This is a genomic window from Methylocystis sp. Sn-Cys, assembly GCF_016745395.1.
GTDB lineage: Bacteria > Pseudomonadota > Alphaproteobacteria > Rhizobiales > Beijerinckiaceae > Methylocystis > Methylocystis iwaonis.
The window spans coordinates 155570-179810 of record NZ_JAERVJ010000005.1 but is presented as its reverse complement, the minus strand read 5'-3'; the positions used below and the strand labels follow the sequence as shown (position 1 = coordinate 179810).

26 protein-coding genes are annotated in these 24241 nt (G+C 65.2%); 18 read left to right on the top strand and 8 right to left on the bottom strand.

All coding sequences use genetic code 11. The features are described from left to right. Positions 1-6: 6 nt before the first annotated feature. The 3 genes from JJT62_RS12130 to JJT62_RS12120 all read right to left on the bottom strand — a co-directional run bounded on the left by JJT62_RS12130 (position 7) and on the right by JJT62_RS12120 (position 3584). Positions 7-1821: an aminopeptidase P family protein gene (locus tag JJT62_RS12130; RefSeq protein ID WP_202073017.1), complete on the bottom strand. Its 1815-nt coding sequence runs from the start codon at positions 1819-1821 to the stop codon at positions 7-9. 372 nt (positions 1822-2193) lie between these two features. Continuing rightward, positions 2194-2685: an N-acetyltransferase family protein gene (locus JJT62_RS12125; protein WP_370568535.1), complete on the bottom strand. Its 492-nt coding sequence runs from the start codon at positions 2683-2685 to the stop codon at positions 2194-2196. Further along, positions 2682-3584, bottom strand: coding sequence for a 50S ribosomal protein L11 methyltransferase (locus JJT62_RS12120; protein ID WP_202073016.1), 903 nt, complete (start codon positions 3582-3584; stop codon positions 2682-2684). The genes JJT62_RS12125 and JJT62_RS12120 overlap by 4 nt, the downstream gene beginning before the upstream one ends. A 90-nt stretch (positions 3585-3674) precedes the next feature. Between JJT62_RS12120 and JJT62_RS12115 the strand changes: the two genes are divergently transcribed. The 6 genes from JJT62_RS12115 to JJT62_RS12090 all read left to right on the top strand — a co-directional run bounded on the left by JJT62_RS12115 (position 3675) and on the right by JJT62_RS12090 (position 7734). Further along, positions 3675-3902, top strand: coding sequence for a hypothetical protein (locus JJT62_RS12115; RefSeq protein ID WP_202073015.1), 228 nt, complete (start codon positions 3675-3677; stop codon positions 3900-3902). A 134-nt stretch (positions 3903-4036) separates the two neighbouring features. After that, positions 4037-5026, top strand: coding sequence for a hypothetical protein (locus tag JJT62_RS12110; RefSeq protein ID WP_202073014.1), 990 nt, complete (start codon positions 4037-4039; stop codon positions 5024-5026). A 53-nt stretch (positions 5027-5079) separates the two neighbouring features. After that, positions 5080-5862, top strand: a complete 783-nt coding sequence (locus JJT62_RS12105) for a hypothetical protein (protein ID WP_202073013.1) — start codon at positions 5080-5082, stop codon at positions 5860-5862. Between the two features lie 100 nt (positions 5863-5962). Continuing rightward, positions 5963-6337, top strand: a complete 375-nt coding sequence (locus JJT62_RS12100) for a hypothetical protein (protein ID WP_202073012.1) — start codon at positions 5963-5965, stop codon at positions 6335-6337. A gap of 369 nt (positions 6338-6706) precedes the next feature. Further along, positions 6707-7144: a hypothetical protein gene (locus JJT62_RS12095; RefSeq protein ID WP_202073011.1), complete on the top strand. Its 438-nt coding sequence runs from the start codon at positions 6707-6709 to the stop codon at positions 7142-7144. A gap of 299 nt (positions 7145-7443) precedes the next feature. Next, positions 7444-7734 (top strand): DUF5132 domain-containing protein, encoded by a 291-nt coding sequence (locus JJT62_RS12090; protein ID WP_202073010.1) that lies wholly within the window; start codon positions 7444-7446, stop codon positions 7732-7734. A 64-nt stretch (positions 7735-7798) separates the two neighbouring features. Here JJT62_RS12090 and JJT62_RS12085 read toward each other — a convergent pair whose 3' ends face one another. Both JJT62_RS12085 and JJT62_RS12080 read right to left on the bottom strand, forming a co-directional pair. Further along, positions 7799-8884, bottom strand: coding sequence for a DUF2778 domain-containing protein (locus tag JJT62_RS12085; protein WP_246744852.1), 1086 nt, complete (start codon positions 8882-8884; stop codon positions 7799-7801). Between the two features lie 227 nt (positions 8885-9111). After that, the gene (locus JJT62_RS12080; RefSeq protein WP_246744851.1) at positions 9112-10128 is read right to left on the bottom strand and encodes a DUF2778 domain-containing protein; all 1017 of its coding nucleotides are present in this window, start codon (positions 10126-10128) and stop codon (positions 9112-9114) included. Positions 10129-10380: 252 nt separating this feature from the next. Between JJT62_RS12080 and JJT62_RS12075 the strand changes: the two genes are divergently transcribed. Further along, positions 10381-11355: a glycine--tRNA ligase subunit alpha gene (locus JJT62_RS12075; RefSeq protein ID WP_202073008.1), complete on the top strand. Its 975-nt coding sequence runs from the start codon at positions 10381-10383 to the stop codon at positions 11353-11355. A 344-nt stretch (positions 11356-11699) separates the two neighbouring features. After that, positions 11700-12080, top strand: a complete 381-nt coding sequence (locus JJT62_RS12070) for a hypothetical protein (protein WP_202073007.1) — start codon at positions 11700-11702, stop codon at positions 12078-12080. Between the two features lie 111 nt (positions 12081-12191). On the opposite strand, the gene JJT62_RS12065 is transcribed toward JJT62_RS12070, so the two are convergent. Further along, entirely contained in the window at positions 12192-12791 is a 600-nt protein-coding gene (locus JJT62_RS12065; protein ID WP_246744850.1) for a gamma-glutamylcyclotransferase, read from the bottom strand. 193 nt (positions 12792-12984) lie between these two features. Here JJT62_RS12065 and JJT62_RS12060 point away from each other — a divergent pair, with 193 nt between their 5' ends. The 8 genes from JJT62_RS12060 to JJT62_RS12025 all read left to right on the top strand — a co-directional run bounded on the left by JJT62_RS12060 (position 12985) and on the right by JJT62_RS12025 (position 20078). Continuing rightward, complete coding sequence (locus JJT62_RS12060; RefSeq protein ID WP_202073005.1) at positions 12985-16440, top strand: AAA family ATPase; 3456 nt, start codon at positions 12985-12987, stop codon at positions 16438-16440. Positions 16441-16516: 76 nt separating this feature from the next. Beyond that, positions 16517-16786 carry a type II toxin-antitoxin system ParD family antitoxin gene (locus tag JJT62_RS12055; RefSeq protein ID WP_202073004.1) on the top strand — a complete coding sequence of 90 codons (270 nt, stop codon included), beginning with the start codon at positions 16517-16519 and terminating at the stop codon, positions 16784-16786. After that, entirely contained in the window at positions 16783-17088 is a 306-nt protein-coding gene (locus tag JJT62_RS12050; protein ID WP_202073003.1) for a type II toxin-antitoxin system RelE/ParE family toxin, read from the top strand. The genes JJT62_RS12055 and JJT62_RS12050 overlap by 4 nt, the downstream gene beginning before the upstream one ends. A gap of 333 nt (positions 17089-17421) precedes the next feature. Beyond that, entirely contained in the window at positions 17422-17745 is a 324-nt protein-coding gene (locus JJT62_RS12045; RefSeq protein ID WP_202073002.1) for an AtpZ/AtpI family protein, read from the top strand. 83 nt (positions 17746-17828) lie between these two features. Next, positions 17829-18596, top strand: coding sequence for a F0F1 ATP synthase subunit A (locus JJT62_RS12040; protein ID WP_202073001.1), 768 nt, complete (start codon positions 17829-17831; stop codon positions 18594-18596). A gap of 46 nt (positions 18597-18642) precedes the next feature. Then, complete coding sequence (locus tag JJT62_RS12035; RefSeq protein WP_016920243.1) at positions 18643-18867, top strand: F0F1 ATP synthase subunit C; 225 nt, start codon at positions 18643-18645, stop codon at positions 18865-18867. A gap of 115 nt (positions 18868-18982) precedes the next feature. Next, entirely contained in the window at positions 18983-19567 is a 585-nt protein-coding gene (locus JJT62_RS12030; protein WP_202073000.1) for an ATPase, read from the top strand. A 13-nt stretch (positions 19568-19580) separates the two neighbouring features. Next, positions 19581-20078: an ATP F0F1 synthase subunit B gene (locus JJT62_RS12025; RefSeq protein WP_202072999.1), complete on the top strand. Its 498-nt coding sequence runs from the start codon at positions 19581-19583 to the stop codon at positions 20076-20078. A gap of 48 nt (positions 20079-20126) precedes the next feature. On the opposite strand, the gene JJT62_RS12020 is transcribed toward JJT62_RS12025, so the two are convergent. Continuing rightward, entirely contained in the window at positions 20127-20723 is a 597-nt protein-coding gene (locus JJT62_RS12020) for a hypothetical protein (protein WP_202072998.1), read from the bottom strand. A 15-nt stretch (positions 20724-20738) separates the two neighbouring features. After that, on the bottom strand, positions 20739-21284 hold the full coding sequence (locus JJT62_RS12015) for an invasion associated locus B family protein (RefSeq protein WP_246744849.1): 546 nt from the start codon (positions 21282-21284) through the stop codon (positions 20739-20741). Positions 21285-21626: 342 nt separating this feature from the next. On the opposite strand from JJT62_RS12015, the gene coxB reads away from it, so the two are divergent. Together coxB and ctaD are read left to right on the top strand one after the other, a co-directional pair. Continuing rightward, the gene (coxB, locus tag JJT62_RS12010) at positions 21627-22472 is read left to right on the top strand and encodes a cytochrome c oxidase subunit II (protein ID WP_246744848.1); all 846 of its coding nucleotides are present in this window, start codon (positions 21627-21629) and stop codon (positions 22470-22472) included. Positions 22473-22511: 39 nt separating this feature from the next. Continuing rightward, positions 22512-24173 carry a cytochrome c oxidase subunit I gene (gene ctaD / locus JJT62_RS12005; RefSeq protein WP_202072996.1) on the top strand — a complete coding sequence of 554 codons (1662 nt, stop codon included), beginning with the start codon at positions 22512-22514 and terminating at the stop codon, positions 24171-24173. Positions 24174-24241: the final 68 nt, after the last annotated feature.

Here is a 24241-nt window from a genome sequence, read left to right as displayed (position 1 = left end):
CTCAGCTCAAATCGCCTGCGTCGCCTCGCGCAGCCACTTCCGCGTTTTCGCGTCTACGAGCGGCGAGAGCGTCTTGCGCACATGAGCGTGATAGGCGTTGAGCCATGCCGTCTCCTCGGCGTTCATCAACTTGGGTTCGACGCAGTTCAAATCGAAAGGCGCAAGCGTGATGCTCTCGAAGCCATACATTTCGCGTTCGGCGCCGGCGATCTCGCGCTTTTCCACGATGATGAGGTTTTCGAGCCTGATTCCATATTCGCCAGCGCGGTAATAGCCGGGCTCGTTCGAGAGGATCATGCCCGGCTGCAAGGGCGTCGCGCCCATCTTGGAAATGCGCTGCGGTCCTTCATGCACGGAAAGATAAGAGCCGACGCCATGGCCGACGCCATGGTCGAAATCGAGCCCCGCCTCCCATAAATAACGCCGCGCGAAAGCGTCCAGCTGGGCGCCGGTGACGCCTTTGGGGAACACCGCCCGCGCAATGGCGATATGGCCCTTGAGCACGCGCGTGAAATGATCCTTCAATTGTTTCGAGGCGCGCCCGACAACAACTGTGCGCGTCACATCCGTCGTGCCGTCGAGATATTGCGCGCCGCTGTCGATCAGATAGACGCCCTTGCCGATCTTGAGATTGCTTTTCTCGGTCACGCGATAATGCGGGATCGCCGCATGCTCGCCGAAGGCGGAGATGGTCGGGAAGGAAATGTCGCGCAGATCGCCACTCTCGCGGCGGAAGGTCTCCGCGGCTTCGGCGGCTGTGATTTCGGTGAGCGCGCCCTTGGGCGCCGCTTCAGCGAACCAGGCGAGAAAGCGCGTCAGCGCGGCGCCGTCGCGGATATGCGCTTCGCGCGCGCCGGCCAGCTCGGCCTTGTTCTTGATGGCCTTGGGCAGCGCCGCGGGGTCTTCGGTGACGCGCGGCTTGCCGCCGGCGGCGCGTAGCGTCTCGACGAGCTTTACGGGCGCGGTGGCGGCGTCGAACATCACCGTCTCGCCACGCTTGCCGGCTTCGGTCAGATCGCCAATCAACTCGGCGGGGGCGCGTAGCGTGAGGAATTTCTCTAACGCCGCGCGCGTCTTCGCGTCGAGCTTGGCGTCGTCGACATAAAGCGTCGGCGCGCCTTCCTTGGGCAGAAGCGCAAAGGCGAGAACGATCGGCGTATGCGCCACATCGGCGCCACGGATGTTGAAGGCCCAGCAGATGGCGTGCGGGTCGGACATCAACGCTGCGTCGGCGTCTTTCAGCGCCTCGCGCAGCTTCTTGATCTTGGAGGCGGCGGTCTCGCCAGCGTAGCGGGCAGGATGGATGGCGACGGGCCCCATGGGCTCGCTCGGGCGATCAGCCCAAAGCGCGTCGATCGGATTGGCGTCGAGCGGAACGAGCGCGATCTTCTTGCCCTCGACCGCCTTGGCGAAGCGTTCGATCTGGCCGCTCGTATGGACCCAGGGGTCATATCCGATGCGCGCGCCCTCACGCGCATGCTCCGCAAGCCATTTCGAGGGCGCGGTTTCGGAGATGTCGATCGGCGTGAGGATGTTGCCGTCGATCTCCTGGCGCACCTGGATCACATAGCGCCCGTCGACGAAGATCGCGGCTTCCTGCGCGAGAACCACGGCGAAGCCGGCGGAGCCGGTGAAGCCCGTCAGCCAGGCGAGGCGCTCGGCGCTTTTGGGCACATATTCGTTCTGATGCGCATCGGCGCGCGGAACGAGAAAGCCGTCGAGGTTCTGGCGCGCGAGCTCCTCGCGCAGCGCGGCGATCCGCGTGGCGCTGTCGTGGGAGGAGGAGGCGTCGGCGAAGGATTGGAATTTTGCTTCGAACATGAAGCAAAGCTAGTTCGGGAAGAGATGATGAGCAATGGTTTGTCGCCGCCGCAAGCGCCCCCTCTCTGTCCCTCCCCCGCGATAAGCCTTAAGGGAGTCACACATCCCCGGGGGCGTCATGGCCGGGCTTGTCCCGGCCACCCACGCCGAGGGGTACAGCCGAACTGGGCGCGTCGTCGCTATGGATAAAGTTCCCTGCAGGGCTTTGCGATCTCCGTGTCCTGTTACCTCACGTCGACGCAAACATTCCGAATGGCGACGAACGCCCAGCGTCTGCTTTGGTTTGCGGGGCGTGGATGGCCGGGACAAGCCCGGCCATGACGAGGGCGGCGAGGTGAAGATGTATGCCTGCGAGAGCACGATAAGCGGGGACTATCGCAACCGCAGCGTCATCAGCGCCTCATCGAGATAATCGCCGTCGCCGAGCTTCGCCGCATGGGGCTCGACGCCATAGGTTGCAAAACCCCAGCGTTCGTAAAAGCGCTTCGCCCGTGCGTTCTCGTCGACGACGGTCAGCGTGACGATCTCCACCCGAAGGCGGGCCTGTTCGAGCAGCGCGTCCATCAGCCGGTCGGCGGCGCCAGAGCCGCGATGCGCGGCGCGCAGATACATGCCCCAGAGCAGCGCCTTGTGGCCCAGCTTCGCGCCCGAAAAAAAGGCGAGCCCGGCGGCGCCCGCAAGCGCGTCACCGGCAAAGTAGCCGACGACGAAATCACGCTCCAGCCGAGCCGCCTTCTCCGCAGCGCCGACGCCCGCCTCGTCCTGCGGCGCATAGCGAAAGCAACGCGGCTCGAGGCGGAAGGCCTCCAGCCGCAGATAATGGAACGCCTCCGCATCCGCAGCGAGGAGGCGGCGGATCGTCACCGCGCGCCGCCGCGTCTCAACACCAGCGTCGCCCAGCCGTCGATGTCGCCGCGCTCGGCCAGCGAAAATCCCTGGGCGCGATAGGCCGAGAGAACGCCCGCCACGTCCCGGGCGAGGAGGCCCGAGAGCACCAGCTCCGCCTCCGGCCCGGCGGCTGCGGCGATGGAGGGCGCGAGCAAACGCAAGGGCTTCGCCAAAATATTCGCAAGGATGAGATCGTATTTGCCGACAATGGCTTCATGGCGCAGCCCCACGGCCACGACCGGCCGCACATAGGCGCCGGCGTCATTGGCCACGGCGTTGGCGCGGGCGGTTTCGACCGCGACGGGGTCGATGTCGCCGCAGGCCACAGGCTGATGGAGGAGCTTCGCCGCCGCGATCGCCAGCACGCCCGTTCCCGTGCCGACGTCGAGCACGCGGCGGGGGCGCCGGCGTTTCAAGACGCGATCGAGGGCGCGGAGGCACCCGAGCGTCGTGCCGTGATGGCCGGTGCCGAAGGCGAGCGCCGCCTCGATCTCGACGCCGATGTCGTTCGTCCTCACCCGGTCGCGATCGTGCGAGCCATGCACCAGCACGCGGCCGGCCCGCACCGGCTCGAGCCCCGCGAGCGACTTCTGAACCCAGTCTTCCTTGGCGATCTCGGAGAATTCGGCGCGGGCGGCGGTCTCGGCGTCGGTCACCACCTCGATCAGCGTGCGGATGTCATCTTCGTCGGGCGCCTCGGCGAAATAGACCTCCACTGCCCAGACCGGGCCGTCGTCGACCTCGAAGGCGCCGGCGGCGGTCTCGGTGGGGTCGAACGTCTCGACGATGATGTCCGCGACGGCGCGGGCGCGCCGCTCGTCCGTGGAGAGGCGCAGCACATGGCTGGCGCCATTGGGGGGAAGGCCTTCGAGCATAAGGCGCGCTTAGCACGGCGACCCGGGGCGCGTCACCATTTAGGGCGACGATGGGTTTCGGTATTGCCAGGGGAGGGCTATTATTCGCGCATGACGGAGCTTCTCGATCGGGCTTTCAAGGCCGCGCGCAACCTTCCTCCCGCGATGCAGGATGATTTGGCGCGCGCCATCATGGCGATGACGGGCGAGGTTACGTCCGTCGTTCAATTGACGGCCGAGGAGGAAGCGTCTTTCGACGAGTCCTACGCCCAGGCGGCGTCCGGCGAATTTGCCACTGACGAGCAGATCCGCGCGATCTGGGCGAAGCACGGTCTGTAAAGCTTCGCTATACACGCCCCAATACACTTACTCCCGCTTAAGAAGCACCTGCCGACGGGTCGTGAAACGCCGCGCTCACCCTCCTTTCCCGCATCGCTCTCGCCCTGTATGGTCGCGCTCGTAAGGGAGCGGAAATGACCGAAAAACTAACGGTTTGTCTCGTTGGGCCCAAGAAGGGCGGCAAGTCCTCGCTTCTGGCGTCGCTCGTCGATTGCGTCGCGCACAGCGCCTTCGGCTATTCGCCCCGCTTGCGGCCGGCGCTGCAGCCGATCTCGCAGGCCGAGTTCGCCGCCGGGCCGGCGGATTTGCGCCGCGCCGATTTCTTCGCGGCCGAGAAGGGCGACTATGAGCGCCTGAAACAGGAATTCTCGGACGGCGGCGTCGCCACCGACACGCTCAACACTTACGAATATTATTTCCGCCTCTCGGTGAATGGCGAGGCGCCGCCCGAAATCGTGACGCGCGGGCCCTGGCTGCTGGAGATCGTCGACTCGGCGGGCGAAATCGCCGCGCCGCCGGATGGCGCGGAGGTCGCGATCCTCAACGACGTGAAAGCCAAGCTCGCGCGCCAGATGCTGGAGGCGGATGCGTTGGTGATGGTGCTGCCGCTGGTGCGGCTCGACGACTCGGCCTGGATGGGCGCGCTGGCGCGGCTCATCGACCGCCTTGCGCTTGCGCGCGAAAAGAAGATCAAGCGCCTCGTCGTGGTCTTCTCACAATATGAGCGGCTGTTCACGCGCCTGGGGCCGAGCGCCTTCACCTATGCCTGCGATCCGGCCGTGGCGTTGCATGTCTTGCGCAAGTCGCTGCGCTCGGCGCAATGGCTCTCGCGGCTCAGGGCGCTGGACGCCGTCGGCGTCTCGGTGCGCTATACCGTCTGCTCGGCCTATGGCTTCGTCAAACGCTTTCAGAATCCGAATATGGACCCGCATCAGCCGGGCGAGCGCCGCTTCCGCCGCGCCGGGCTCGAGGGCGCTCGCGTCCACAGCGAATATTGGCGGCCGTTTCTGACCGCCGAGCCCATTCTCTACGCCGCTTTGGGGCTCGACAGCGCCTTCACATTCTCCCACGCGCAGATCGACGCGCTGGAAGAAGAAATTCCGGCGACAGCAATTCTTGCTTAATGAAACCTTCCTATTTGTCGTAAAGCGCGAAAGACATAGTGAGGGGCGGGTTTATGGCGAGCGGCGCGTCGTCTGGCGGCGACGAGATCATCACCTTTCACCGCCTGCATTACGGCAAGCTCGGCGAGGGCGCCGAGCGGCGCGTGCCCGCCTCGGCGGGTTATGCCGTCACGCGCCGTTCCGCGGGCCTCGATCGCGCCTGGGACCCTTATCTTTCGCCCCTGCGCCTCGCGGGCCTGCGCCGGTTCGAGCCGGACGCCATTGCGGTCGGGGCGCGCAGCGCCGGTTGCCTGATTGCGCGGGCTGTCGGCGACAGCATCATTTTCATGCGCGCCCGATTCCGGCCCGAGGATGGCGAGCGCGGCGACGGGCGCCTGCATCAGCAGTCGGCGATCCTGGTCGGCGCCTTCGAGGCCTTCCGGCGCAACCCAGCGGGCTGCCTCTCCATCGCCGCGCATGATCTGCGGGCGCTGCCTGATCTTGCGAGCGAAGACGCGGCCGCGCGGCTGAGCGAGCCGCCGCTCCGCTGGCGGGTGTCGCGGCCCGATCCAGCGGACGTGCGCCGCATCGTGGAGCAGGCGCCCTGGGCGTTTCCGATGCTCGAGACGCTGCTCGACGGCGCCGATAGCGGAGCCGACGCCTCCCGTGATTTCGGGCCGCAGGATTTCGCCGATGAGGGCGCTTTCCTCGCCGGCGTGGGCCTGGTGCTGGAACTTCTTCCTCCGGCCTATCCGCGCTGGCGCGACGTCAGCGTCGTTTCGGGCCTCGCCAATCCGCTGCCGGGCCTTTGCTTGCGCTATATCCCGTCCTCGGGACAGGCGCAGGCGGCGGCCTGATCGTTTGTGAAAGCGGGCGCGCGACGCCCCAGAAATGTCATGCAGTTGTAACTCGATCAGGCTAAGTAGTTGTACCAGCAACACTAACGTCGGCTGTCAGATGGTCCTTCACCTGCACCATGTTCCCGGGCGACTGCGGGTCTGCCTCGCAAATCTCGTCGGCCACTCGCGCGCGATTATCCCCCTCCATTCGGCGCTGCTTTCCGTGCCCGGCGTGAGATCAGCCTCGATCAACGCCCACACGGGCAGCGTCACGGTGCTCTATCACCGGGCCGACTTCGATTTGGAGGCCTTCTGGGCGACGCTGCGGCGGCAGGGCTGCCTCAGCGATCAGGCCGGCGAGCCCGCCCCGTCACACAGCGCCGACTCTGTTGCGACGAGTGCGGCTTCCGGGCTTGGCCAGGCCCTGGCTTCGGCGCTGGTGAAGAGCCTGTTCGACCGCTCGGCGCTTTCCCTGGTCAAATTGCTGACCTGATACCGTTTCCGTTTGAACAGCGCGCATTGGGCGCTTGTCATTCCCGACGGGCCGAAGGCCCGATCGAGAATCCAGAGCCACAAAAGCGCCGGTTTGGCTCGGGATTCCCGACCCCTCTCTGCGCGAGCGGCGGGAACGACGTCGAACCTCGTATGATGGGTCCGATCCTCAAGACTATTCGCGCGTCACGCGGTCACGCGCGCTTGAATGCGCTTTCCCTGGAACTATCGTTTCGTCAAAGAGCCCGGCCCCTATGCGGGAAACAGCCCGATGACGAGACATCATGGATTCCACGTTGCGCACGCCACGCCTCGGCGGCTGCGACTCCAAGCGCCGCACAAACGCGGTGACCGTGAATTTTTTAGGTCTGTGCAAGACCAGTTGTCCCAATGGCCGGACGTCGAGCGCGTCGACGTCAATCCGCTTTCCACGAGCGTCGTGATTCATGCTCCCGACGCCGGAGCCATTCTCGATCTGCTGGAATCGAGCGGCATGCTGCGGGCCATGGAAGCCTCCATGCGCGACGAGAGGAACGAAGCGCCCCAGCCGAAACAGCCGAGCGCCAAGCCCCAGGCGCATCTCCAGCGCCGGAGCCCCGGCCGGGTCAATATGGCGCGGATTTCCGTCTTCGCTGTTGTGGGCGCCAGCGTCGCACTCAAGCTGGCGCGCGGCAATAGTGTGGCCGCGGCGGCCATGGTCCTGCTCTATGGCGGCCGGGCGGCGCAACGCTGGTGGGTTTCCTATCAGGAGGGGCAGCGCGCGGGCTTGCCCTTGCAGCAGTTTCTACCGCCCTCCGGCGGCAGGTGAAATCGCGTCGTCGGCTGTGCGCAGCTCTGCCTAACTAAAAGATTTTTAAAATGTTTTAGGCGCTGACGCGCCTTGAAGGCGCAACGCGGATGCGCACATGACTGGTGTGAGATCCGTTGATTGGTTCGGCGTCATTCCCGACGCTCGCATAGCGAGCGATCGGGAATCCAGAGCAAAACCAGCGCTTCTGCGGCTCTGGATTCCCGGTCGGGCTTTCAGCCCGCCGGGAATGACATCCCCCAGTGCGAGCCATTCAACCGGAAAGGGATCGTTCGATCACATCCTGAAGGAGCACGGCAATGGCGCTGTTCGAAGACCTCATGGAAGAAGCATTGGGACCCGTGGCGATCGGCATCGGGGCGCTTCTTGTCGTTCCGGCGTTGTTCCCCTCGGTTGGGCGCGCGCTGCGGCCGGTAGCCAAGGGGGCGATCAAGACCGGTATCTCCGTCTATGAGAGAACCGTCGCCACCATCGCCGAAGCGACGGGCGATCTCGTCGCCGAGGCGCGCTCAGAGCTTGAAAGCGAGTCGCATCGAGTCGCGGGGCCGGAGCGCGGAGGGACACACGGTCACGCGCACGCGCCCACCTAATAGTAAGCTGCGCAATACAAACGCCGCCGAGGGACGCGCCCTCGGCGGCGTTTTTTATGAGCCGTTACATCCGCGCGACGACGACCAGCCGCCGCACCTCGCCGCGCTTATAGGCTTGCAGGAAGGCGCTATAGTTTCGGAAAGAGACGCAGCCGTTGGAATCCCCGTTCGGGCCCAGCATGAACGTATGGGCGAGGAGACCGGCGCGCCCGTAGATATTGTCTCCGCCGATGGGCGTGAGCCGAAGCGCCTCCACGCCATGGAACAGCGCCTCGCGCGGCGTAAGCGCATAGACGGTCGGCGGGGTCGGGCCCTTCATCCGGACATGGACGAAACGTGGATCGTCGAGATGCGGGCCGAGGCCGGAATGCGCCTCGAGCCTCGTTCCGTCCGGCATGTAAACCGTATGGGCGGAGATGTCGTAGACGGCCGTGCCGGCGCCAGCGCGGGCGGTTGCGGTCGATTGAGCGGGGACGGAAGGCGCGACCGCGCTGGTCAGGCCGCCAAAGAGGCCGCCGGTCGATTCCTGCGGCGCATAAGCCAAGGCCTGGGTTTGGCCCTGAGTCGCGACCGCCTGCTGCTGTCGGCGGCCGCGGCCGAGGGGGGTGGGCTGAGGCTGCTGGCCGGCCTGTTGCTGCCCTGGCTGCTGCTCGCCGGCGCCGCCGAAAATCTTCTCGAAGAAACCGCGGTTGTCCGCCGGCGCCGGCGCCGGCTCGCTTGGCAGCGCCGCCTGGCGCATGGGCGCCGCCTCAGGCGCGCGGCTCATGGAGTTTTTCAGCTCGGCCGGGCGATGCGGCGGCAATGGCGCGCCGGCCTCCTCGGCAACGTCGGAAGGGGTCGGTTCGACGCTGTCGTTTGGCGTCGCCGACTCGACCCTGGCCTCCAGCGCGGCGCTCTGTTGAGGGGCAGGCGCCGTCGTGACGGCGCTGCGCGCCCAGGGGCCGAGCCCGACGACCATCGGCCCATAGGGATGTGGGCCCTGGGTCGGCTGCGCGGCCCCGGCGAGGACTGGGGCCGGCGCCGGGCGCTGATGAAGCCCTTGCCAAGCGGCCAGCAAGCCCAAGGACAATACGCCCGCGCCCAGCACGGCATAGGCAAGCGGCCGGCCGTGATCGCGCGACAATAAGCCGTGTAGATGGGTTTTCTTCAACGTCCGCCCCCGAAAGCATCGCTGGGGCGCGCCACTTGTGGCTTAGGGCTTCGACGAATCGATGCTCCGGACCCGGACTGGCGCGCGCAATAGCGTCACGGCAACACTCTGGAAAAGCATCACGGCCTTGCTTGGGCTCAATTCGGGCGAATTCTTGGCTGTAAACAGGCGCTTCGGGGAACGGCGGCGGAGCAGGCAGGGCGGGAAGGTCCTGCCTGCTCAGTCGTTTACAGGTGGGAAACCACCGCGAGGCGCCGGATTTCGCCTCTCTTATAGGCGTTGAGGAAGGCGTCGTAGTCGCGGAAGGAGACGCATCCGTTCGAGTCGCCGTTGGGGCCGAGCATATAAGTATGCGCCAGCAACCCCGCGCGATTATAGATCGCCCCGCCGCCGCCGACAGGATTGAGCCGCAGCGCCTCGACGCCGTGGAACAGCGCCTCACGCGGCCTCAGATCGTAAACATGCGGCGGGGTCGGACCCCGCATGCGCAAATGCACATAGCGCGGGTCGTCGAGATGCTCGCGCAGGCCGGAGTGGGCTTCCAGCCGCTGGCCGTTCGGCATGTAAACCGTGCGGGCGGAGATGTCGTAGACCGCCGTGTAGCGGTCGAAGCGCGCGCTCGGATTCGCCGGCGCCACGGCGCTGTGCAGCCCGCCGAAAAGCCCGACTGGATCGGAAGGGTTGGCGTAGGCCATGGCTTCCTGACGGTGGGCCGCCCGCGGCGCGGCGGCCTGGGGCGCGCCGCCGAACAGCCGCTCGAAGAAGCCGGGATTGTCGGACGGGGTCGCCGGAACGGCGGTGGCGCCCTCGAGGCGGGATATCCGGCGCGGCGCCGGTTCCTGCCGCGCGGCGAGCGGCAGCTCTTTTGGCGGCTCGGGCCGCAGCGCGGCCGAGAGCTCGGCGGGCCGGCGCGGCGGAGTGGGCGCATCCGCCGTGACGTGGGGCGGCTCGACGAGAGCGGCGCTGACGCTGCGCAATTCGACCGGGCGCGTTGGAGGCGCCGGCGGTTCGGGAGCCTTCGCCAGCCGCGCGGGCGTCGCCGCCTCGGCCTCCGCCACAAAACGGAACGGCGGTTTCGCGCGCGCTTCGCGCGGCGCAAAGGCGCTCGCCGCATGGGGGCCGATATCGGAGAGATAAGAGCCGCGCAGGCCAAGGTCCTTGACGCCCGCGGCCTCGGCGTCGGGCGCCGGGTCGAGGGGCGAGCGCGGGAAGAGCAAGGCGCCTGTCAAGAGGCAGATGCTCATCGCCCCGAGCGCCGGAATGATCCGGCGAAGCTCTCGGGATGAAAAAACGCGAGGATACAGAACCATGTTACGCATGGTTCGACGCTAGCGCGGGGTGCTTTCGGAATGGTTGCCAAGCCCTTTCCGCCGAGCGGCGTATTTGGCTTAAATTGAGACGACTTCTGAGGCGGACGCGCCCCATTGACCGCGCGGCGCGACAACCGTAACTGCTTCGTCGCAAGATCCGCGAAGGCGCGGCCAGGGGTTCGAGATATGAGCGTCGATCAAAGCAAGGAAGCGGTTGCCGCCAATGCGTCGCGCGGGGCTGTCGACTATCTCTCCCCCACGCGCTCCTTCCAGGGCTTGATTCTCACGCTGCAGAATTACTGGGCGGCGCAGGGGTGCGTCATTTTGCAGCCCTACGACATGGAGATGGGCGCGGCGACCTTTCATCCGGGGACGACGCTGCGCGCGCTCGGCCCCAAGCCCTGGCGCGCCGCTTATGCGCAGCCATGCCGGCGGCCCAAGGATGGGCGCTATGGCGAGAACCCCAACCGGGTGCAGCATTATTATCAGTTCCAGGTGATCCTGAAGCCGTCGCCGCCCAATCTCCAGGAGCTGTATCTCGGCTCGCTCGCCGCCATCGGCCTCGACGCCCGGCTGCATGACATTCGTTTCGTCGAGGATGACTGGGAGAGCCCGACGCTCGGCGCCTGGGGCCTCGGCTGGGAATGCTGGTGCGACGGCATGGAAGTCTCGCAATTCACCTATTTCCAGCAAGTCGCCGGCTTCGAATGCGCGCCGGTCGCGGGCGAATTGACCTATGGGCTCGAGCGTCTCGCCTGCTATCTGCAGGGCGTGGACAGCATTATGGAGCTGAATTTCAACGGCCGCGACGGCGATGAGCAGGTCACCTATCGCGACGTCTTTCTGCAGGCGGAGCAGGAATATTCCCGCCATAATTTCGAAGCCGCCGACACGGCGAAGCTGTTCGAGGATTTCAAGGACGCCGAGGCCGAGTGCCGGCGCCTCCTCGATTTCGGCGCAGGCTCGGGCGACGAGATGCACCGCATGGCGCTGCCCGCCTATGACCAGTGCATCAAGGCGAGCCACGCCTTCAACCTGCTCGATGCGCGCGGCGTGATCTCGGTCACCGAGCGTCAGAGCTACATTCTGCGCGTGCGCGAGCTGGCCAAGGCCTGCGGCGCGGCTTGGCTGAAGACCGCCGGGGGCGGGGCCAACGCTTAAGGCCGCGGGGGAGCAGCCAGCGCGGCGCTTGCGCCAGGATTTCCAACGCGCTCTCCTGCGTGTTCGTGCGCTTCTGTCTCAGCTTGAAACAGAAGCTTGGCCTCCCCATTTTCACGACAAGACGCTTTTCGCCATGCGCGCTGGCGCACATCCGGGCGATGCTGAGCGGGGCATAAACGCGGCGAGACGGGTTGCCGTCTTGCGTTGTGCGGTCGGCGCAACGCGGCGCGCGCCCGCCGGGCCTTGTTCAGGAACCCGAGGTTTCGGCGGTCGCGCGCCTTGACAGCGTGCAGTGTTTGTTCTAGTTGTGTTCTTGTTCTGCTCCCGCTTTTGGCAGGGTCGTCATGCAACGCTTCGCTTCCCCCAGGTCCCGCTCGATCCGCGCTTTTACGCCGCGCGGGCAGGAACTCGATTCTCTTGCGGATTCGGAGGCGCTGCGCGGCCGTTTCTTCTCCTGGCGGGGCGCGAGTGGGCGGCGTTTTGTCTGTTCCGTCTTCCAGCGCGGCGAGGAGGGCTTTGTCTCCGACGTGGAGAGGGGCGCCGTCATCGGCGTCGCATCCGACGGCGGCGTCCTGCGGCCGGTCTGCGTCTTTGCTGCTGCGGAGCGCCGCTCCCGCGATGCGCTGCGCAAGGTCGGGCGTGAACTCGCCGTCGTCGAATGGCATGTGCATTTCTGCCCGGACATAGAGGCGGTTCGCGATCTGGCCGGGTCGCTGCTGAATTGAGTGCGTGTGGCGTTGGTGGCGTTTGTCGCGTGCTTGGCCGTAATGAGGCGTTGCGTGAGCGTTCGTGCTGCTGTTCGTAAGCGCGCCCAGTCGGCGTAACTTCGTGTTTCCTCAATGGCCGGGGTTCGCCCCGGCCTTTTTTTGTGCGGGCGCCGCGCGGCAGGAGCATTGGTCCAACCGCCGGACGACCTCCGCCAGCTCGGCGTCGTGAATGTCGAGCTGGAGCAAATGTTCATATGTGTTGCGGACATAGGCCGGATTGTCGCCGGCAAGCCCGCACCCTTCGGCAATGAGCTTTGTCATCTCATCATAGGGGAGACGGCCCGCATATTGGCAGTGACTACGGTCGACCACATAGGCCAAAGCGTTGGCGCACCCGCCCTCGGCGAAGCGGACCCCCACCGTCTTTTCGAGATAGACGGCGGTCACGAGCTCCCGCTCACGCAAATATTGAACGGTTTTTTCACGCTCTTTCGCCGCCACGCGAAAGGCCACCCCCTGGCAGGAGCCGCCCTTGTCGAGGCCGAGCACGAGACCAGGACGCTCCGGCGTGCCCCGATGCACATGGGAGAAAATGCAGAGAGAGCGGTGGTAGCCATGGACCCAGGCGAGCGCGCTTTCGACATAGTCGAAGCCCGGACGCCACATCAGCGAGCCATAGCCGAAAACCCAAAGATCGTCCCTGCAGGATACCGTCGCCGCCAAGCTCATCCTCGAACGAGAGTTAAGGCCGGAAGGCCGTCGCGATTCACCGTTCGGTCCCATCTTTTCGGCTGAATCCCTCCAGCGCAATAGGAAAATAGGGAAGCTCCCGATTCGGCGCTGTCGTCGCGCGCCGTTCTTCCCACAAGATATTGCGGGCGCTTCCTTGCATTCGTCATTCTTTTGTGGCGCATTTTTGCCTATGAAATTCGAGCGCCTCAGACTTCTTGGCTTCAAGAGCTTCTGCGAGTCGACCGACTTCCTGATCCAGCCGGGCCTCACCGGCGTGGTCGGGCCGAACGGTTGCGGCAAGTCGAATCTCGTCGAGGCCCTGCGCTGGGTCATGGGCGAAAACTCCTATAAAAACATGCGCGCGTCCGGCATGGACGACGTGATCTTCTCGGGAGGCGGCTCGCGCCCCGCGCGCAATTTCGCCGAAGTGGGCCTCGTCCTCGACAATACCGCCCGCCTTGCGCCCGCGGCCTTCAACGATGCCGACACGATCGAGGTTACCCGCCGCATCGAGCGCGAGCAGGGCTCGACCTATCGCGTCAACGGCAAGGAAGTTCGCGCCCGCGACGTGCAGCTCCTCTTCGCCGACGCCGCCACCGGCGCGCGCTCGCCCTCGCTCGTGCGCCAGGGCCAGATCGGCGAGATCATTTCCGCCAAGCCGCAGGCCCGCCGCCGCATTCTGGAGGACGCCGCCGGCGTCGCCGGTCTCCATACGCGCCGCCACGAGGCCGAGCTGCGGCTCAATGCGGCGTCCGAAAATCTCACGCGTCTTGAGGACGTCCTGAAACAGGTCGAGAGCCAGGGCGACAGCCTGCGCCGTCAGGCGCGCCAGGCCGCCCGCTACCGTGAGATCGCCGCCAAAATCCGCCAGAACGAGGCGCTCGTCGCTTTGGTTTCCTATCAGATTGCCGCCGACAGCCTGCGCGACGCCGCAGCGAAGCTCGAAGCCGACATCGCCAATGTCCAGCAACGCACGCTGGAGCAGGCGGAGAGCGCGAAGTTTCAAGCCATTGCGGCGCATGAGCTGCCGAAGCTGCGCGAGAAGGAGGCGGAAGCCGGCGCCGCCTTGCACCGTCTCGTCGCCGCGCGCCAGTCTCTGGAGGCTGATGAAGAGCGCGCCAAGCAGCGCATCTCGGAGCTTGCCCGCCAGATCGAGCAATTCATGCGCGACCTCGAACGCGAGCGCGCGTTGATCGAGGACGCCGCCGAGGTCGCCGAGCGGCTGGAGGAGGAGCGCGCCGAGCTGCTCGGCGCCGACACTTTCGACGGCGAGCGCGAGCCCGAAGCCAAGGCGCGCCTTGCGGAGATCGAGGCGGCGCTGGCCGAGACCGAATCAGAACTCTCCGACGCCCAGCAGCAGCTCGCCGGGGTCAACGCCCGCCGCGCCGCGATCGAAACGGCCTTGCGCGATGAAAACCAGCGCGTGGCCCGCTTCGAGGCGGAGCTGACGCGCCTCGATACGGAATTCGCCCTTATCGCCGGCCAGGGCGGCGGCGCCGAGGAGGCTGAACGGCTCGCCGAAGCCTTCGAGATGGCGGTCGAAGCGGCCAATGCCGCCGACGAGGCCGCCCAAATGGCGGAAGAGGCCCAGCGCGCGGCGCGCGACGCCGAGGCCGCCGCCCGCCAGCCCGTTGAGCAGGCGGCGCTGAAGGCGCAGCGGCTGGAGACGGAAGTCCGCACGCTCGAAAATCTGCTGCAGTCGGGCTCGGGCGGGCTCTGGGCCCCGGTGGTCGAGAGCATGACTGTCGAGAAGGGCTATGAGACCGCGCTCGGCGCGGCGCTCGGCGACGATCTCGACGCCTCCGCCGAAACCTCCGCGCCCGCCCATTGGGCAGTCACGCCCGACGCCGGGGATCCGGCGCTGCCGCCCGGGGTCCGCTCGCTCGGCGAGATGGTCGAGGCGCCGCCGGCGCTGCGCCGTCGGCTGGCGCAGATCGGCGTCGTTCTGCGCGCCGAGGGCGAAAGCCTGCGCAAGCTGTTGAAGCCCGGCCAGCGGCTCGTCTCCAAGGAGGGCGATCTGTGGCGCTGGGACGGTTTCACCCAGGCCGCCGAGGCCCCGACGCCGGCCGCCCGTCGCCTCGCCGAAAAGAACCGTCTCGAAGATCTGCGCACCGAGGCCGAACGCGCCCGCGCCCAGGCCGACGCCCTCGCCGAGGAGCTCGACGCCGCGCGCGAGGCCACGCGGCTCGCCGCCATGGCCGACGCCCAGGCTCGTGACGCCCAGCGTCGTTCCCGCGCTCAGCTGGAGGAGGCGCGCGAACGTCACAGCGCGGCGGAGCGGCGCCTCGCGCAGATCGGCCAGCGCCTCTCCGCGCTGGAGGAGGCCAAGGCCCAGACGCTCGCCAATCGGGATGAAGCCGCGCAAAAGCGTGACACGCTGTCGGCCCAGCTCGACGCGCTGGAGGAGCCCGCGTCGCTCGCCGGCATGCTGGAGAGCCTGCGCGCTCGCGCCATGGTCGAGCGCGCCCAGGCGGGCGAGGCCCGCGCCGCGCTGACGAGCCTGCGTAACGAAGCGAGCGCCCGCGCCTCCCGCATCAACGCTATCCTCCGCGAGATCGCCTCCTGGGCCGAGCGGCGCGACCGCGCCCAGGACCGCCTCGGCGAATTGGAGGAGCGGCTCGAATCGGCGCGCGAGGAGCAGGAGCGCCTCGCCGAATCGCCCGACGCCTTCCTCGAACAGCGCCGCGCGCTGATGAACGCGCTGGAAGAGGCCGAGGCCGCCCGCCGCGCCGCCTCGGACGCGCGCGCCGAGGCCGAAACCCGGCTCGCCGAATCGGACCGCGCCGCCCGCGCCGCGCTCGACGCGATGAGCGCCGCCCGCGAGGCCAAGGCGCGCAGCGAAGCGCAATTGGAGGCCGCCAAACAGCGCGCCGCCGACATAGAGCGCGCGATACAACATGATCTCGAAACGACCCCCGCCGCGCTGGCAGGCCTTGCCGAGGTGAAGGAGGGCGACGAGCTCCCGGAGATTGCCGAGGTCGAAAAGCGGCTCGAAATTCTGCGCGCCGATCGCGAGCGGCTCGGGGCCGTCAACCTGCGCGCGGAGGAAGAACTTTCCGAGATCGATTCGACCCGCGAGAAGATGATCGCCGAACGCGATGACCTCGCGGAAGCCATCAAGAAGCTGCGCGCCGCCATCGCGAGCCTCAACAAGGAAGGCCGCGAGCGCCTGCTCGCCGCCTTCGACAAGGTCAATGCGCATTTCAAGGAACTGTTCACGATCCTCTTCGGCGGCGGCTCGGCGGAGCTGCAGCTCGTCGAGAGCGACGATCCGCTGGAGGCCGGCCTCGACATTCTTGCCCGCCCGCCGGGCAAGAAGCCTGCGGCCATGTCGCTGCTCTCCGGCGGCGAGCAGGCGTTGACCGCTATGTCGTTGATCTTCGCGGTGTTCCTGACCAACCCGTCGCCGATCTGCGTGCTCGACGAAGTCGACGCGCCGCTCGATGATTATAACGTCGAGCGTTTCTGCGACCTCATCGACGAAATGCGCAAGAAGACAGACACGCGCTTCGTGACGATCACCCACAACCCGATCACCATGGCCCGTATGGATCGGTTGTTCGGCGTGACCCAGGCCGAGCGCGGCATTTCGCAGCTCGTGTCGGTGGATCTGGAGCAGGCGGAGAAGTTCGCGCTGGCGAGCTGAAGCCACGGCTTCAGACTCCATAGGAATTGAGCTCGCGACTTGCTATATTTGACCCTTAGGCATCGGACGCAGGCCAATGAGAAGCGCGCAATTGTTCAGCGTCTCGCTTCCGCAGGAGTTGGCGGATTTCGTGGACGCAAAAGTGAAGTCGGGAGCTTACGCTTCGGCAAGCGAGGTGATGCGCGAAGGCGTCGTTGCGCTCTTGGAGCGTGAGGCCGCGCTTGAAAAATGGCTGCGCGACGAGGTGGTCAGGGGCCATGAGGAATATCTTTCCGACCCCTCGAAAGGCGTCCCGGCGCAAGCTGTGCTGGAGAGGATCAAGGCTCGCCGCGCCGCTGTGAAATGAAGCGCGACGCGCCGGTTATTTTTACGCCTCTCGCAGAGCGCCAACTCGATTCCCTACATGCCTGGATTTGCGAGGCTGCCGGCGAAAAAACAGCAGACGCCTATGCCGAGCGGCTCGTCAATTACTGCCTTGGACTCGCGACTTTTCCGCAACGCGGTCGTAAGCGCGATGACCTCCTGCCCGGGTTACGCACGATTGGCTTCGAGCGACGCGTGACGGTCGCCTTTGTTGTTGGCGAGGACGCCCTGCTCATCGAAGGCGTATTTTACGGCGGGCAGGATTTCGAGACCGCCTTCGAATGACATCTGGCCTGCCGCCGACGTTGGCTGCGAATGCTCCGAGAGCGCCTCCAACTCTCAGGCCCCCTTTTTCCCTTCGCAAATGCACAAACTTTCAGCCGGGGCGAATTGTCTTATTCCGGTGTTTTCCCTTTTGTTTCAATCTACTTGGGTAAATCCGCGCCGCCTTGACTTCACCGTGGCCCGTCAATATGTTGCGCGCGGCTCGAAAGGGGACGGCCGAAAGGCCGGGCTTTTTCGATCAAGCCGCTCCCGGAACCGGATAATTCCCCCGAACAAGCCGCCCTCGGCCATGGTTCAATTTTGCGCGCCATTGCGGCGCGACGGAGAGAGCCGATGAACGAAGACGACAAGCGGGACGCCGAAATGGACGCGCTCAACGCGCGGCTCGAGAAGCTCAACGCGGCGCTGCGTCAGCGCGAGGAAGAGCAGCTCGCCAAAGAGGCGCCGCCGCCCGAGAGAAGGGGCCTGTCGCGGGCGTTGAGCGTCGGGCTCAATGCGTTTTCCGAATTCGTGGGGGCAGTACTGGTTGGCGGGCTGGTCGGCTGGAAAGTCGACGAATGGCTCGGGACCAAGCCCTGGCTGATGATCGTCTTACTCGGTCTCGGCATAGCGGCTGGCTTTTGGAACATTTATCGCGTGGCGAAGCCGCAGGCTTAACGCCGTCGCGATCGGGACGAGACCTAGGGCGCGGTTGTCGCGCGATCAATCGAGGGCCGGGCGGAGACGCCCGGGCAGAGACGATGAGCACAGAAGCAGCGGCCGCGCCGAATCCGATCGAACAATTCGAACTGCACCGCTACTTCCCGCATCAGATGGCGGGCGTCGAAACCTCCTTCACCAACGCCTCGCTCTACATGCTGCTCGCCGCGCTCGGCGTGGTGTTCCTGATGCTCCTCGCCACCTCGCGCAAGGCGATCGTGCCGGGCCGCTTCCAGGCGCTGGCGGAGATGCTCTATGAGTTCGTCGCCAACACGGTGCGCTCGACGGCGGGCAAGGAGGGGATGAAGTTCTTCCCCTTCGTCTTCTCGCTCTTTTCCTTCATCCTCATCTCCAATTTGATCGGGCTCATCCCCTACACCTATTCGGTGACGAGCCAGATCGTCGTGACGGGCGCCTTCGCGCTACTGGTCATCTCGCTGGTGACCGCCTACGGCTTCTATCGCCACGGCTTCGGCTTCCTGAACCTCTTCGTGCCGCATGGCGTGCCGCTGCCGGTTCTGGTCATCCTCGTGCCGATCGAGGTGATCTCCTTCCTGTCGCGCCCGGTGTCGCTCTCCATTCGTCTTTTCGCCAACATCCTCGCGGGCCACGTGACGCTCGCGGTGTTCGGCGGCTTTGTCGTGCTGCTGCTTGCGGCCGGCGGCGTCTATCAGGCGCTCGCGCCGGTGCCGCTGCTCGCCATCGTCGCGCTCTATGCGCTGGAGCTGCTTGTCGCCTGTCTGCAGGCCTTCGTCTTCAGCGTCCTCACTTGCGTCTATCTCAACGACGCGATCCATCCGGGCCACTGATAAACATCCAACAATAAACGCTGGTCCATAGAAACAGGAGAGTATTATGGCTACCGAAATGCAACTGGTTGGCGCGGGTCTCGCCGCGATCGGCACCGGCGCTGCGGCGATCGGCGTCGGCATCATCTTCGGCAATTTCGTCAACGGCGCTCTGCGCAATCCGTCGGCGGCCGCTTCCCAGTTCACCAACGCCATCATCGGCGCGGCGCTCGCAGAAGGCCTGGGCATCTTCGCCTTCGTTATCGCGCTGCTGCTGTATCTGAAGGCCTAAGGCTTTCCTGATCTCTTTGCGAGGCGCGCTCTCATTGCGCGCCTCGCGTCTTACGCCCCGTAGAGGCGCACCGCGTCCAAAGCGCGCGCCGCGTCGAAGACTTTGGATCATGTCCATGGCGATCATCTCTTCCGCCCACGCCGCCGAGGCCGAGCAGGAAACCCACGCGACGCATGAGTCGGTGGGCGCGACGGGCGGCGAAGCCCATCACGAAGGCGGCTTTCCGCCCTTCCAGACCGAGAATTTCGCGCCGCAGCTCGTTTGGCTCGTCCTGATCTTCGGCTTCCTCTACATTCTCATGTCGCGCATCGCGCTGCCGCGCGTCGGCGGCATCATCGAGAATCGCGAGCAGAAGATCGTCTCCGATCTCGACGCCTCGCGCGAGATGCAGGCCAGGGCGCAGGCCGCCGCCGCCGCCAATGACGAAAATCTGCGCCTGCGTCGCGAAGAGGCCCAGGCCATCGGCCGCGAAGCCCAGCAGAAGATCGCCAATGAGACGGCTGCGCAGCGCACGCGCGCCGAATCGGACGCCGGCGAAAAGATTCGCGCCGCCGAGGAGCGTATCGCCGCCGCCAAATCTGCCGCGCTCGCCAATGTCGAAGCCATCGCGCTCGACGCCGCCGCTTCGATCGTCGAGAAGCTGACCGGCGCGCCGGCGGATCGCGCCCGCCTTGCCGCCGAATACAAATCCGTGAACTGAGGAGACGCGTTCCATGCATTTCGACGCGGAATTCTACGTCGCCGTCGGCTTCACGATCTTCGTGCTCGTGCTGCTCTGGGTCGGCGCTCATTCGAAATTCGCCGCGCTGATCGACGCGCGCATCAACCGCATCAAGGCTGAGCTCGCCGAGGCCGAGCGTCTGCGCTCGGAGGCCGAGACGCTGCTGGCGTCCTTCGAAAAGAAGCGCGAGGAAGCTGAGGCCGAAGCCAAGGCGATCGTCGCGGCGGCGAAGGAAGAAGCCGAGCTGATCGCCGCCGAAGGCAAGCGCCGCATCGAAGAATTCACGGCGCGCAGCGTGAAGCAGGTCGAGCAGAAGATCGCTCAGGCGGAAGCGCAGGCCGCCGCCGAAGTGCGCGCCGCCGCCGCTGACGCCGCCGTGAAGGTCGCCGAGCGCGTCCTCGCCAGCGGCGCCGCTGGCAAGGACTTCGTCATGGCGGGCATCAATGACGTGAAGTCGCTCGCCGAGCCAGCGCGCTACGTTTCGAACTGATCGAGCGCTCTACAAGAGAAGAAAAAGTTTTTTGAAGGGCCGGCGCTTTTAGCGCCGGCCCTTTTTCTTTTTATGGGCCGGGGCCTCGCCGGCGGCGGCGCCGTCTGTGAAGCCGACGAGGATTTCGTAATCCTCCTGCGCCTTCGCGACCGTCGGCGCGATGAGCGGATCGGCAAGAAATCGGAAATCTGCGCGCGCTGCGCCCGATGGAATGGTTGCGTTCACCCGGTAGGTCTTCGACGATACGACCGAATCGTCCTTGGTTCGGCGCAGCGCCACGCGGACCACGCCGCCATAAGAACCAGCGGCGCCGACAGGGCCCAGCATAGCGTCGCCCTCGACCCCAACCCTGATCGTCAGATGATCGCCTTCGACGATGCATTCCCGCGCGGTCGATTTGATTGATAGCTGATGATGCACGGCCGCCGAATCGGCGCCGGCAGGCGAACGAATCATCTGCGATCCATCCTCATTGACGATGACAGGACAATCGGCCGTGGCCCCCGGGGCCAGGGACTCGCCATTCGCGCCGCCCCCGAACCACTCGGGGACGCCAACCTTGGGAAGATCAAATGCCGCCGCGCCAAATGTGGAGAGCCCCGCGGCGACGGCCAGCGCTCCGAAACCCGTAAAGCCAGCTTTCATATAACGCGCCCATCCCTATGGAAGCTTTGCGAAGCCTTCTTTGAAGCCCTGGAGCGTCAGCGGAAGCCCGATTCCCTCTTCTGGAACCTGATGGATGATGAAGGTCGCAGTCTTACCATTTTTGAGCTGATCGATCAGCTTGTCGTCCATGACGACTTCTGCGACGCAACCCGTTGGCAGACATTTGACAAATCCGGCGCGACCGATGTCGGTTTCGTCGATTTTGAGACCGAGGCCATTCGGCAGCAGAACCCCGAGCGGCGCGATCACTCTCAGCAAACGACTCTTTCCGTCGCTGGTTTTCAGGACGATGACGACCAGATTGACGTTGCTTTTGTCCTCGGCGACGACGCTCTGAATCAAGGCGCACTGCTCGGAGGCGGCGCCCACGGGCGTCTCGCACCGAATCTCCCAATCGCCGAATTTGGATTTCACGACGCCTTGCGCTTGCGCCGCGTCGACACAGCCGATTGTCAGGAGAATTCCGGCAAGACCTGCGACTGATTGTCGCAACGGGGTCAGATATGGGGCCATGTGTGACGCGGCGCGCAAAGGATTCATGGTGGCTCCAGCAGCAATTGCTCTTCTTCGCCGATCCTGGGATCCAATCTCGGCCGCATAGCGGCGAACCGCGATGAGAGCCGCCGTTGCCTAGCAAATGGACCCGTCCTGTCAAGCAGACGCGAAATCCTCGCGGCTTTTGCGGTTAGCGCGACGTTTTGTCATTTAAAATGTGGCGTCGCAGTAATTGCGCGAGGCTGCCGTTTGTGGTTGAACCGGGCCGGGTCGGGCGAGAGCTTCTGGCGGCGGAAGCGCGTCCGAAAATTGCATGAAAAACATCGAATCTGGCTGACGAATAAGGTGCGAAAGGCGACCTGCATGTCCAAGGGCAATCGAAAATTCATGTCTGGGGGAGCGCTCGCTGCGCTAGTTGCGCTTCCGGTCGTCCTCTTTGCAGGCTTCGCCTATGCTCAAGTCGAGGGGCAGCCCACGCCGGGCGGCATCGGCCTCCCGGCGACGGTTACCGACGTCGGTCACGAGACGCAGTTTTTCTATAACGGCATCCTTCTGCCGGTCATCACCTTCATCGCCCTCGCGGTGCTCGGTCTGCTGCTTTACGTCTCCTGGCGCTACAACGAGCAGGCGAACCCGGTGCCGTCGAAGCTGACCCATCACACGGGCCTCGAGATCGCCTGGACGCTGCTGCCGATCCTCATTCTGGTCTTCATCGCCATTCCGTCCTTCCGCATTCTCGCGCATCAGGTCGAAATCCCCGAGTCGAAGATCACCATAAAGGTGACTGGCAATCAGTGGTACTGGTCCTACAAATATCCCGAGGATCAGGGCGGCGGCTTCGGTTTCGACCAGCTCATGAAGCCGGAGAACGAGCTGAAGGAAGGCGAGCCGCGCCTCCTCGCCGTGGACAATGAAGCCTATGTTCCTGTCAATGAGGTCGTGAAGCTGCAGATCACCGCGGCGGACGTCATTCATTCCTTCGTTATTCCGGCGTTCGGCGTTCGCATGGACGCGGTGCCGGGCCGTCTCAACGAGACTTGGTTCCGGGCCGAGAAGGAAGGCGTCTATTACGGCCAGTGCTCGAAGATTTGCGGCAAGGACCACGCCTTCATGCCGATGGCGATCCGCGTCGTCAGCCGCGAGAAGTACGAGGAGTGGCTGGTCGAGGCCAAGAAGAAATTCGCGGCGGCCGAGTCGCGCACCCGCATCGCCTCGAGCGAGCAGGCTCGCTGAATCAGACGCAAGACAACATAAGACATCGAGGAACAAACGATGGCGAGTTCGACTGCCGGAGCGCATGACCATCCGAGAGGCCTGCGCCGCTTTCTCTTCTCCACCAACCACAAAGACATTGGCACCCTCTATCTGATCCTCGCCGTCATCGGCGGGCTCGTGGGTCTGCTCATGTCGATGGGCATTCGCGCCGAGCTGATGTATCCGGGCATCAATGTGTTCCCGGGCCTCGCCAAGCTGATCAATGGCGCCGATCCGTCGATGGGCCTCGATCCGGCGAAGAACCTCTACAATGTGTTCATCACCGCCCATGGCGTGCTCATGATCTTCTTCATGGTCATGCCGGCGCTGATGGGCGGCTACGCCAACTGGTTCGTGCCGATCATGATTGGCGCGCCGGATATGGCGTTCCCGCGCCTCAACAACATCTCCTTCTGGTTCCTCGCCGTTTCGCTGATCCTTCTGGTGCTCTCGATGTTCGTCGAAGGCGCGCCGGGCATGCTCGGCTTCGGCGGCGGCTGGGTGTTCTATCCGCCGCTCTCGTCGAACACCGGCCATCCCGGTCCGGCGATGGATTTCGTCATCCTGTCGCTGCATCTTGCGGGCGCGTCGTCGATCCTGGGCTCGATCAACTTCATCACCACGATCTTCAACATGCGCGCGCCCGGCATGACGCTGCACAAGATGCCGCTGTTCGCCTGGGCCATGCTGGTCACGGCCTTCCTGCTGGTGCTCACGCTCCCGGTTCTCGCCGGCGCGATCACCATGTTGCTGACGGACCGCAACTTCGGCACCATGTTCTACGATCCGGCCGGCGGCGGCGATCCGCTGCTGTTCCAGCATCTGTTCTGGTTCTTCGGCCATCCGGAAGTCTATGTGCTGATCCTGCCGGCCTTCGGTCTCATCAGCCACATCGTGTCGACCTTCTCCAAGAAGCCGGTCTTCGGTTATCTCGGCATGGCCTACGCCATGGTCGCCATCGGCTTCCTCGGCTGCATCGTGTGGGCGCACCACATGTATACGGTCGGCCTGTCGCTGAACGCCCAGCGTTACTTCGTCTTCGCCACGATGGTGATCGCGGTGCCGACCGGCATCAAGATCTTCTCCTGGATCGCGACGATGTGGGGCGGCTCGATCAGCTTCCGCGCGCCGATGATCTGGGCCATCGGCTTCATCTTCGTGTTCACCATGGGCGGCGTCACCGGCGTCGTTCTCGCGAACGCCTCGGCCGACCGCCAGCTCCACGAGACCTATTTCGTGGTGGCGCACTTCCACTACACCATGTCGCTGGGCGCGGTGTTCGCCGTCTTCGCGGGCTTCTATTACTGGTTCCCGAAGATGACGGGCTATCTCTACAATGAGACGCTCTCGAAGGCGCACTTCATCGTGCTCTTCATCGGCATCAACATGACCTTCTTCCCGCAGCATTTCCTCGGCCTCGCCGGCATGCCGCGCCGCTACATCGACTATCCGGACGCTTTCGCGCTCTGGAACTACATCTCCTCGGTGGGCGCGTTCATCGGCGGTCTGAGCATGCTGATCTTCTTCTATGCGGTCTACGAGGCCTTTGCGAAGAAGCGTGAAGCGGGCGCCAATCCGTGGGGCGTGGGCGCCACGACGCTGGAGTGGACGCTGCCGTCGCCGCCGCCGTTCCATCAGTTCGAGGTCCTGCCGCGCATCTCCGGCCCGGGCCACCAGTAATCCACCACTAGACTGGCGCGGCTCTTCGGCCGCGCCAGTTATCCCAAGAGACGACCTAGCTCGCGTTT

What these genes read in the sequence shown, in the direction of transcription:
- JJT62_RS12130 (WP_202073017.1), bottom strand. Translation starts at nt 1,821, where the DNA reads ATGTTCGAAGCAAAATTCCAATCCTTCGCCGACGCCTCCTCCTCCCAC.
- JJT62_RS12120 (WP_202073016.1), bottom strand. Translation starts at nt 3,584, where the DNA reads ATGCTCGAAGGCCTTCCCCCCAATGGCGCCAGCCATGTGCTGCGCCTC.
- JJT62_RS12115 (WP_202073015.1), top strand. Translation starts at nt 3,675, where the DNA reads ATGACGGAGCTTCTCGATCGGGCTTTCAAGGCCGCGCGCAACCTTCCT.
- JJT62_RS12110 (WP_202073014.1), top strand. Translation starts at nt 4,037, where the DNA reads ATGACCGAAAAACTAACGGTTTGTCTCGTTGGGCCCAAGAAGGGCGGC.
- JJT62_RS12105 (WP_202073013.1), top strand. Translation starts at nt 5,080, where the DNA reads ATGGCGAGCGGCGCGTCGTCTGGCGGCGACGAGATCATCACCTTTCAC.
- JJT62_RS12100 (WP_202073012.1), top strand. Translation starts at nt 5,963, where the DNA reads ATGGTCCTTCACCTGCACCATGTTCCCGGGCGACTGCGGGTCTGCCTC.
- JJT62_RS12090 (WP_202073010.1), top strand. Translation starts at nt 7,444, where the DNA reads ATGGCGCTGTTCGAAGACCTCATGGAAGAAGCATTGGGACCCGTGGCG.
- JJT62_RS12080 (WP_246744851.1), bottom strand. Translation starts at nt 10,128, where the DNA reads ATGAGCATCTGCCTCTTGACAGGCGCCTTGCTCTTCCCGCGCTCGCCC.
- JJT62_RS12075 (WP_202073008.1), top strand. Translation starts at nt 10,381, where the DNA reads ATGAGCGTCGATCAAAGCAAGGAAGCGGTTGCCGCCAATGCGTCGCGC.
- JJT62_RS12070 (WP_202073007.1), top strand. Translation starts at nt 11,700, where the DNA reads ATGCAACGCTTCGCTTCCCCCAGGTCCCGCTCGATCCGCGCTTTTACG.
- JJT62_RS12065 (WP_246744850.1), bottom strand. Translation starts at nt 12,791, where the DNA reads ATGAGCTTGGCGGCGACGGTATCCTGCAGGGACGATCTTTGGGTTTTC.
- JJT62_RS12060 (WP_202073005.1), top strand. Translation starts at nt 12,985, where the DNA reads ATGAAATTCGAGCGCCTCAGACTTCTTGGCTTCAAGAGCTTCTGCGAG.
- JJT62_RS12055 (WP_202073004.1), top strand. Translation starts at nt 16,517, where the DNA reads ATGAGAAGCGCGCAATTGTTCAGCGTCTCGCTTCCGCAGGAGTTGGCG.
- JJT62_RS12050 (WP_202073003.1), top strand. Translation starts at nt 16,783, where the DNA reads ATGAAGCGCGACGCGCCGGTTATTTTTACGCCTCTCGCAGAGCGCCAA.
- JJT62_RS12045 (WP_202073002.1), top strand. Translation starts at nt 17,422, where the DNA reads ATGAACGAAGACGACAAGCGGGACGCCGAAATGGACGCGCTCAACGCG.
- JJT62_RS12040 (WP_202073001.1), top strand. Translation starts at nt 17,829, where the DNA reads ATGAGCACAGAAGCAGCGGCCGCGCCGAATCCGATCGAACAATTCGAA.
- JJT62_RS12035 (WP_016920243.1), top strand. Translation starts at nt 18,643, where the DNA reads ATGGCTACCGAAATGCAACTGGTTGGCGCGGGTCTCGCCGCGATCGGC.
- JJT62_RS12030 (WP_202073000.1), top strand. Translation starts at nt 18,983, where the DNA reads ATGGCGATCATCTCTTCCGCCCACGCCGCCGAGGCCGAGCAGGAAACC.
- JJT62_RS12025 (WP_202072999.1), top strand. Translation starts at nt 19,581, where the DNA reads ATGCATTTCGACGCGGAATTCTACGTCGCCGTCGGCTTCACGATCTTC.
- JJT62_RS12020 (WP_202072998.1), bottom strand. Translation starts at nt 20,723, where the DNA reads ATGAAAGCTGGCTTTACGGGTTTCGGAGCGCTGGCCGTCGCCGCGGGG.
- JJT62_RS12015 (WP_246744849.1), bottom strand. Translation starts at nt 21,284, where the DNA reads ATGAATCCTTTGCGCGCCGCGTCACACATGGCCCCATATCTGACCCCG.
- coxB (WP_246744848.1), top strand. Translation starts at nt 21,627, where the DNA reads ATGTCTGGGGGAGCGCTCGCTGCGCTAGTTGCGCTTCCGGTCGTCCTC.
- ctaD (WP_202072996.1), top strand. Translation starts at nt 22,512, where the DNA reads ATGGCGAGTTCGACTGCCGGAGCGCATGACCATCCGAGAGGCCTGCGC.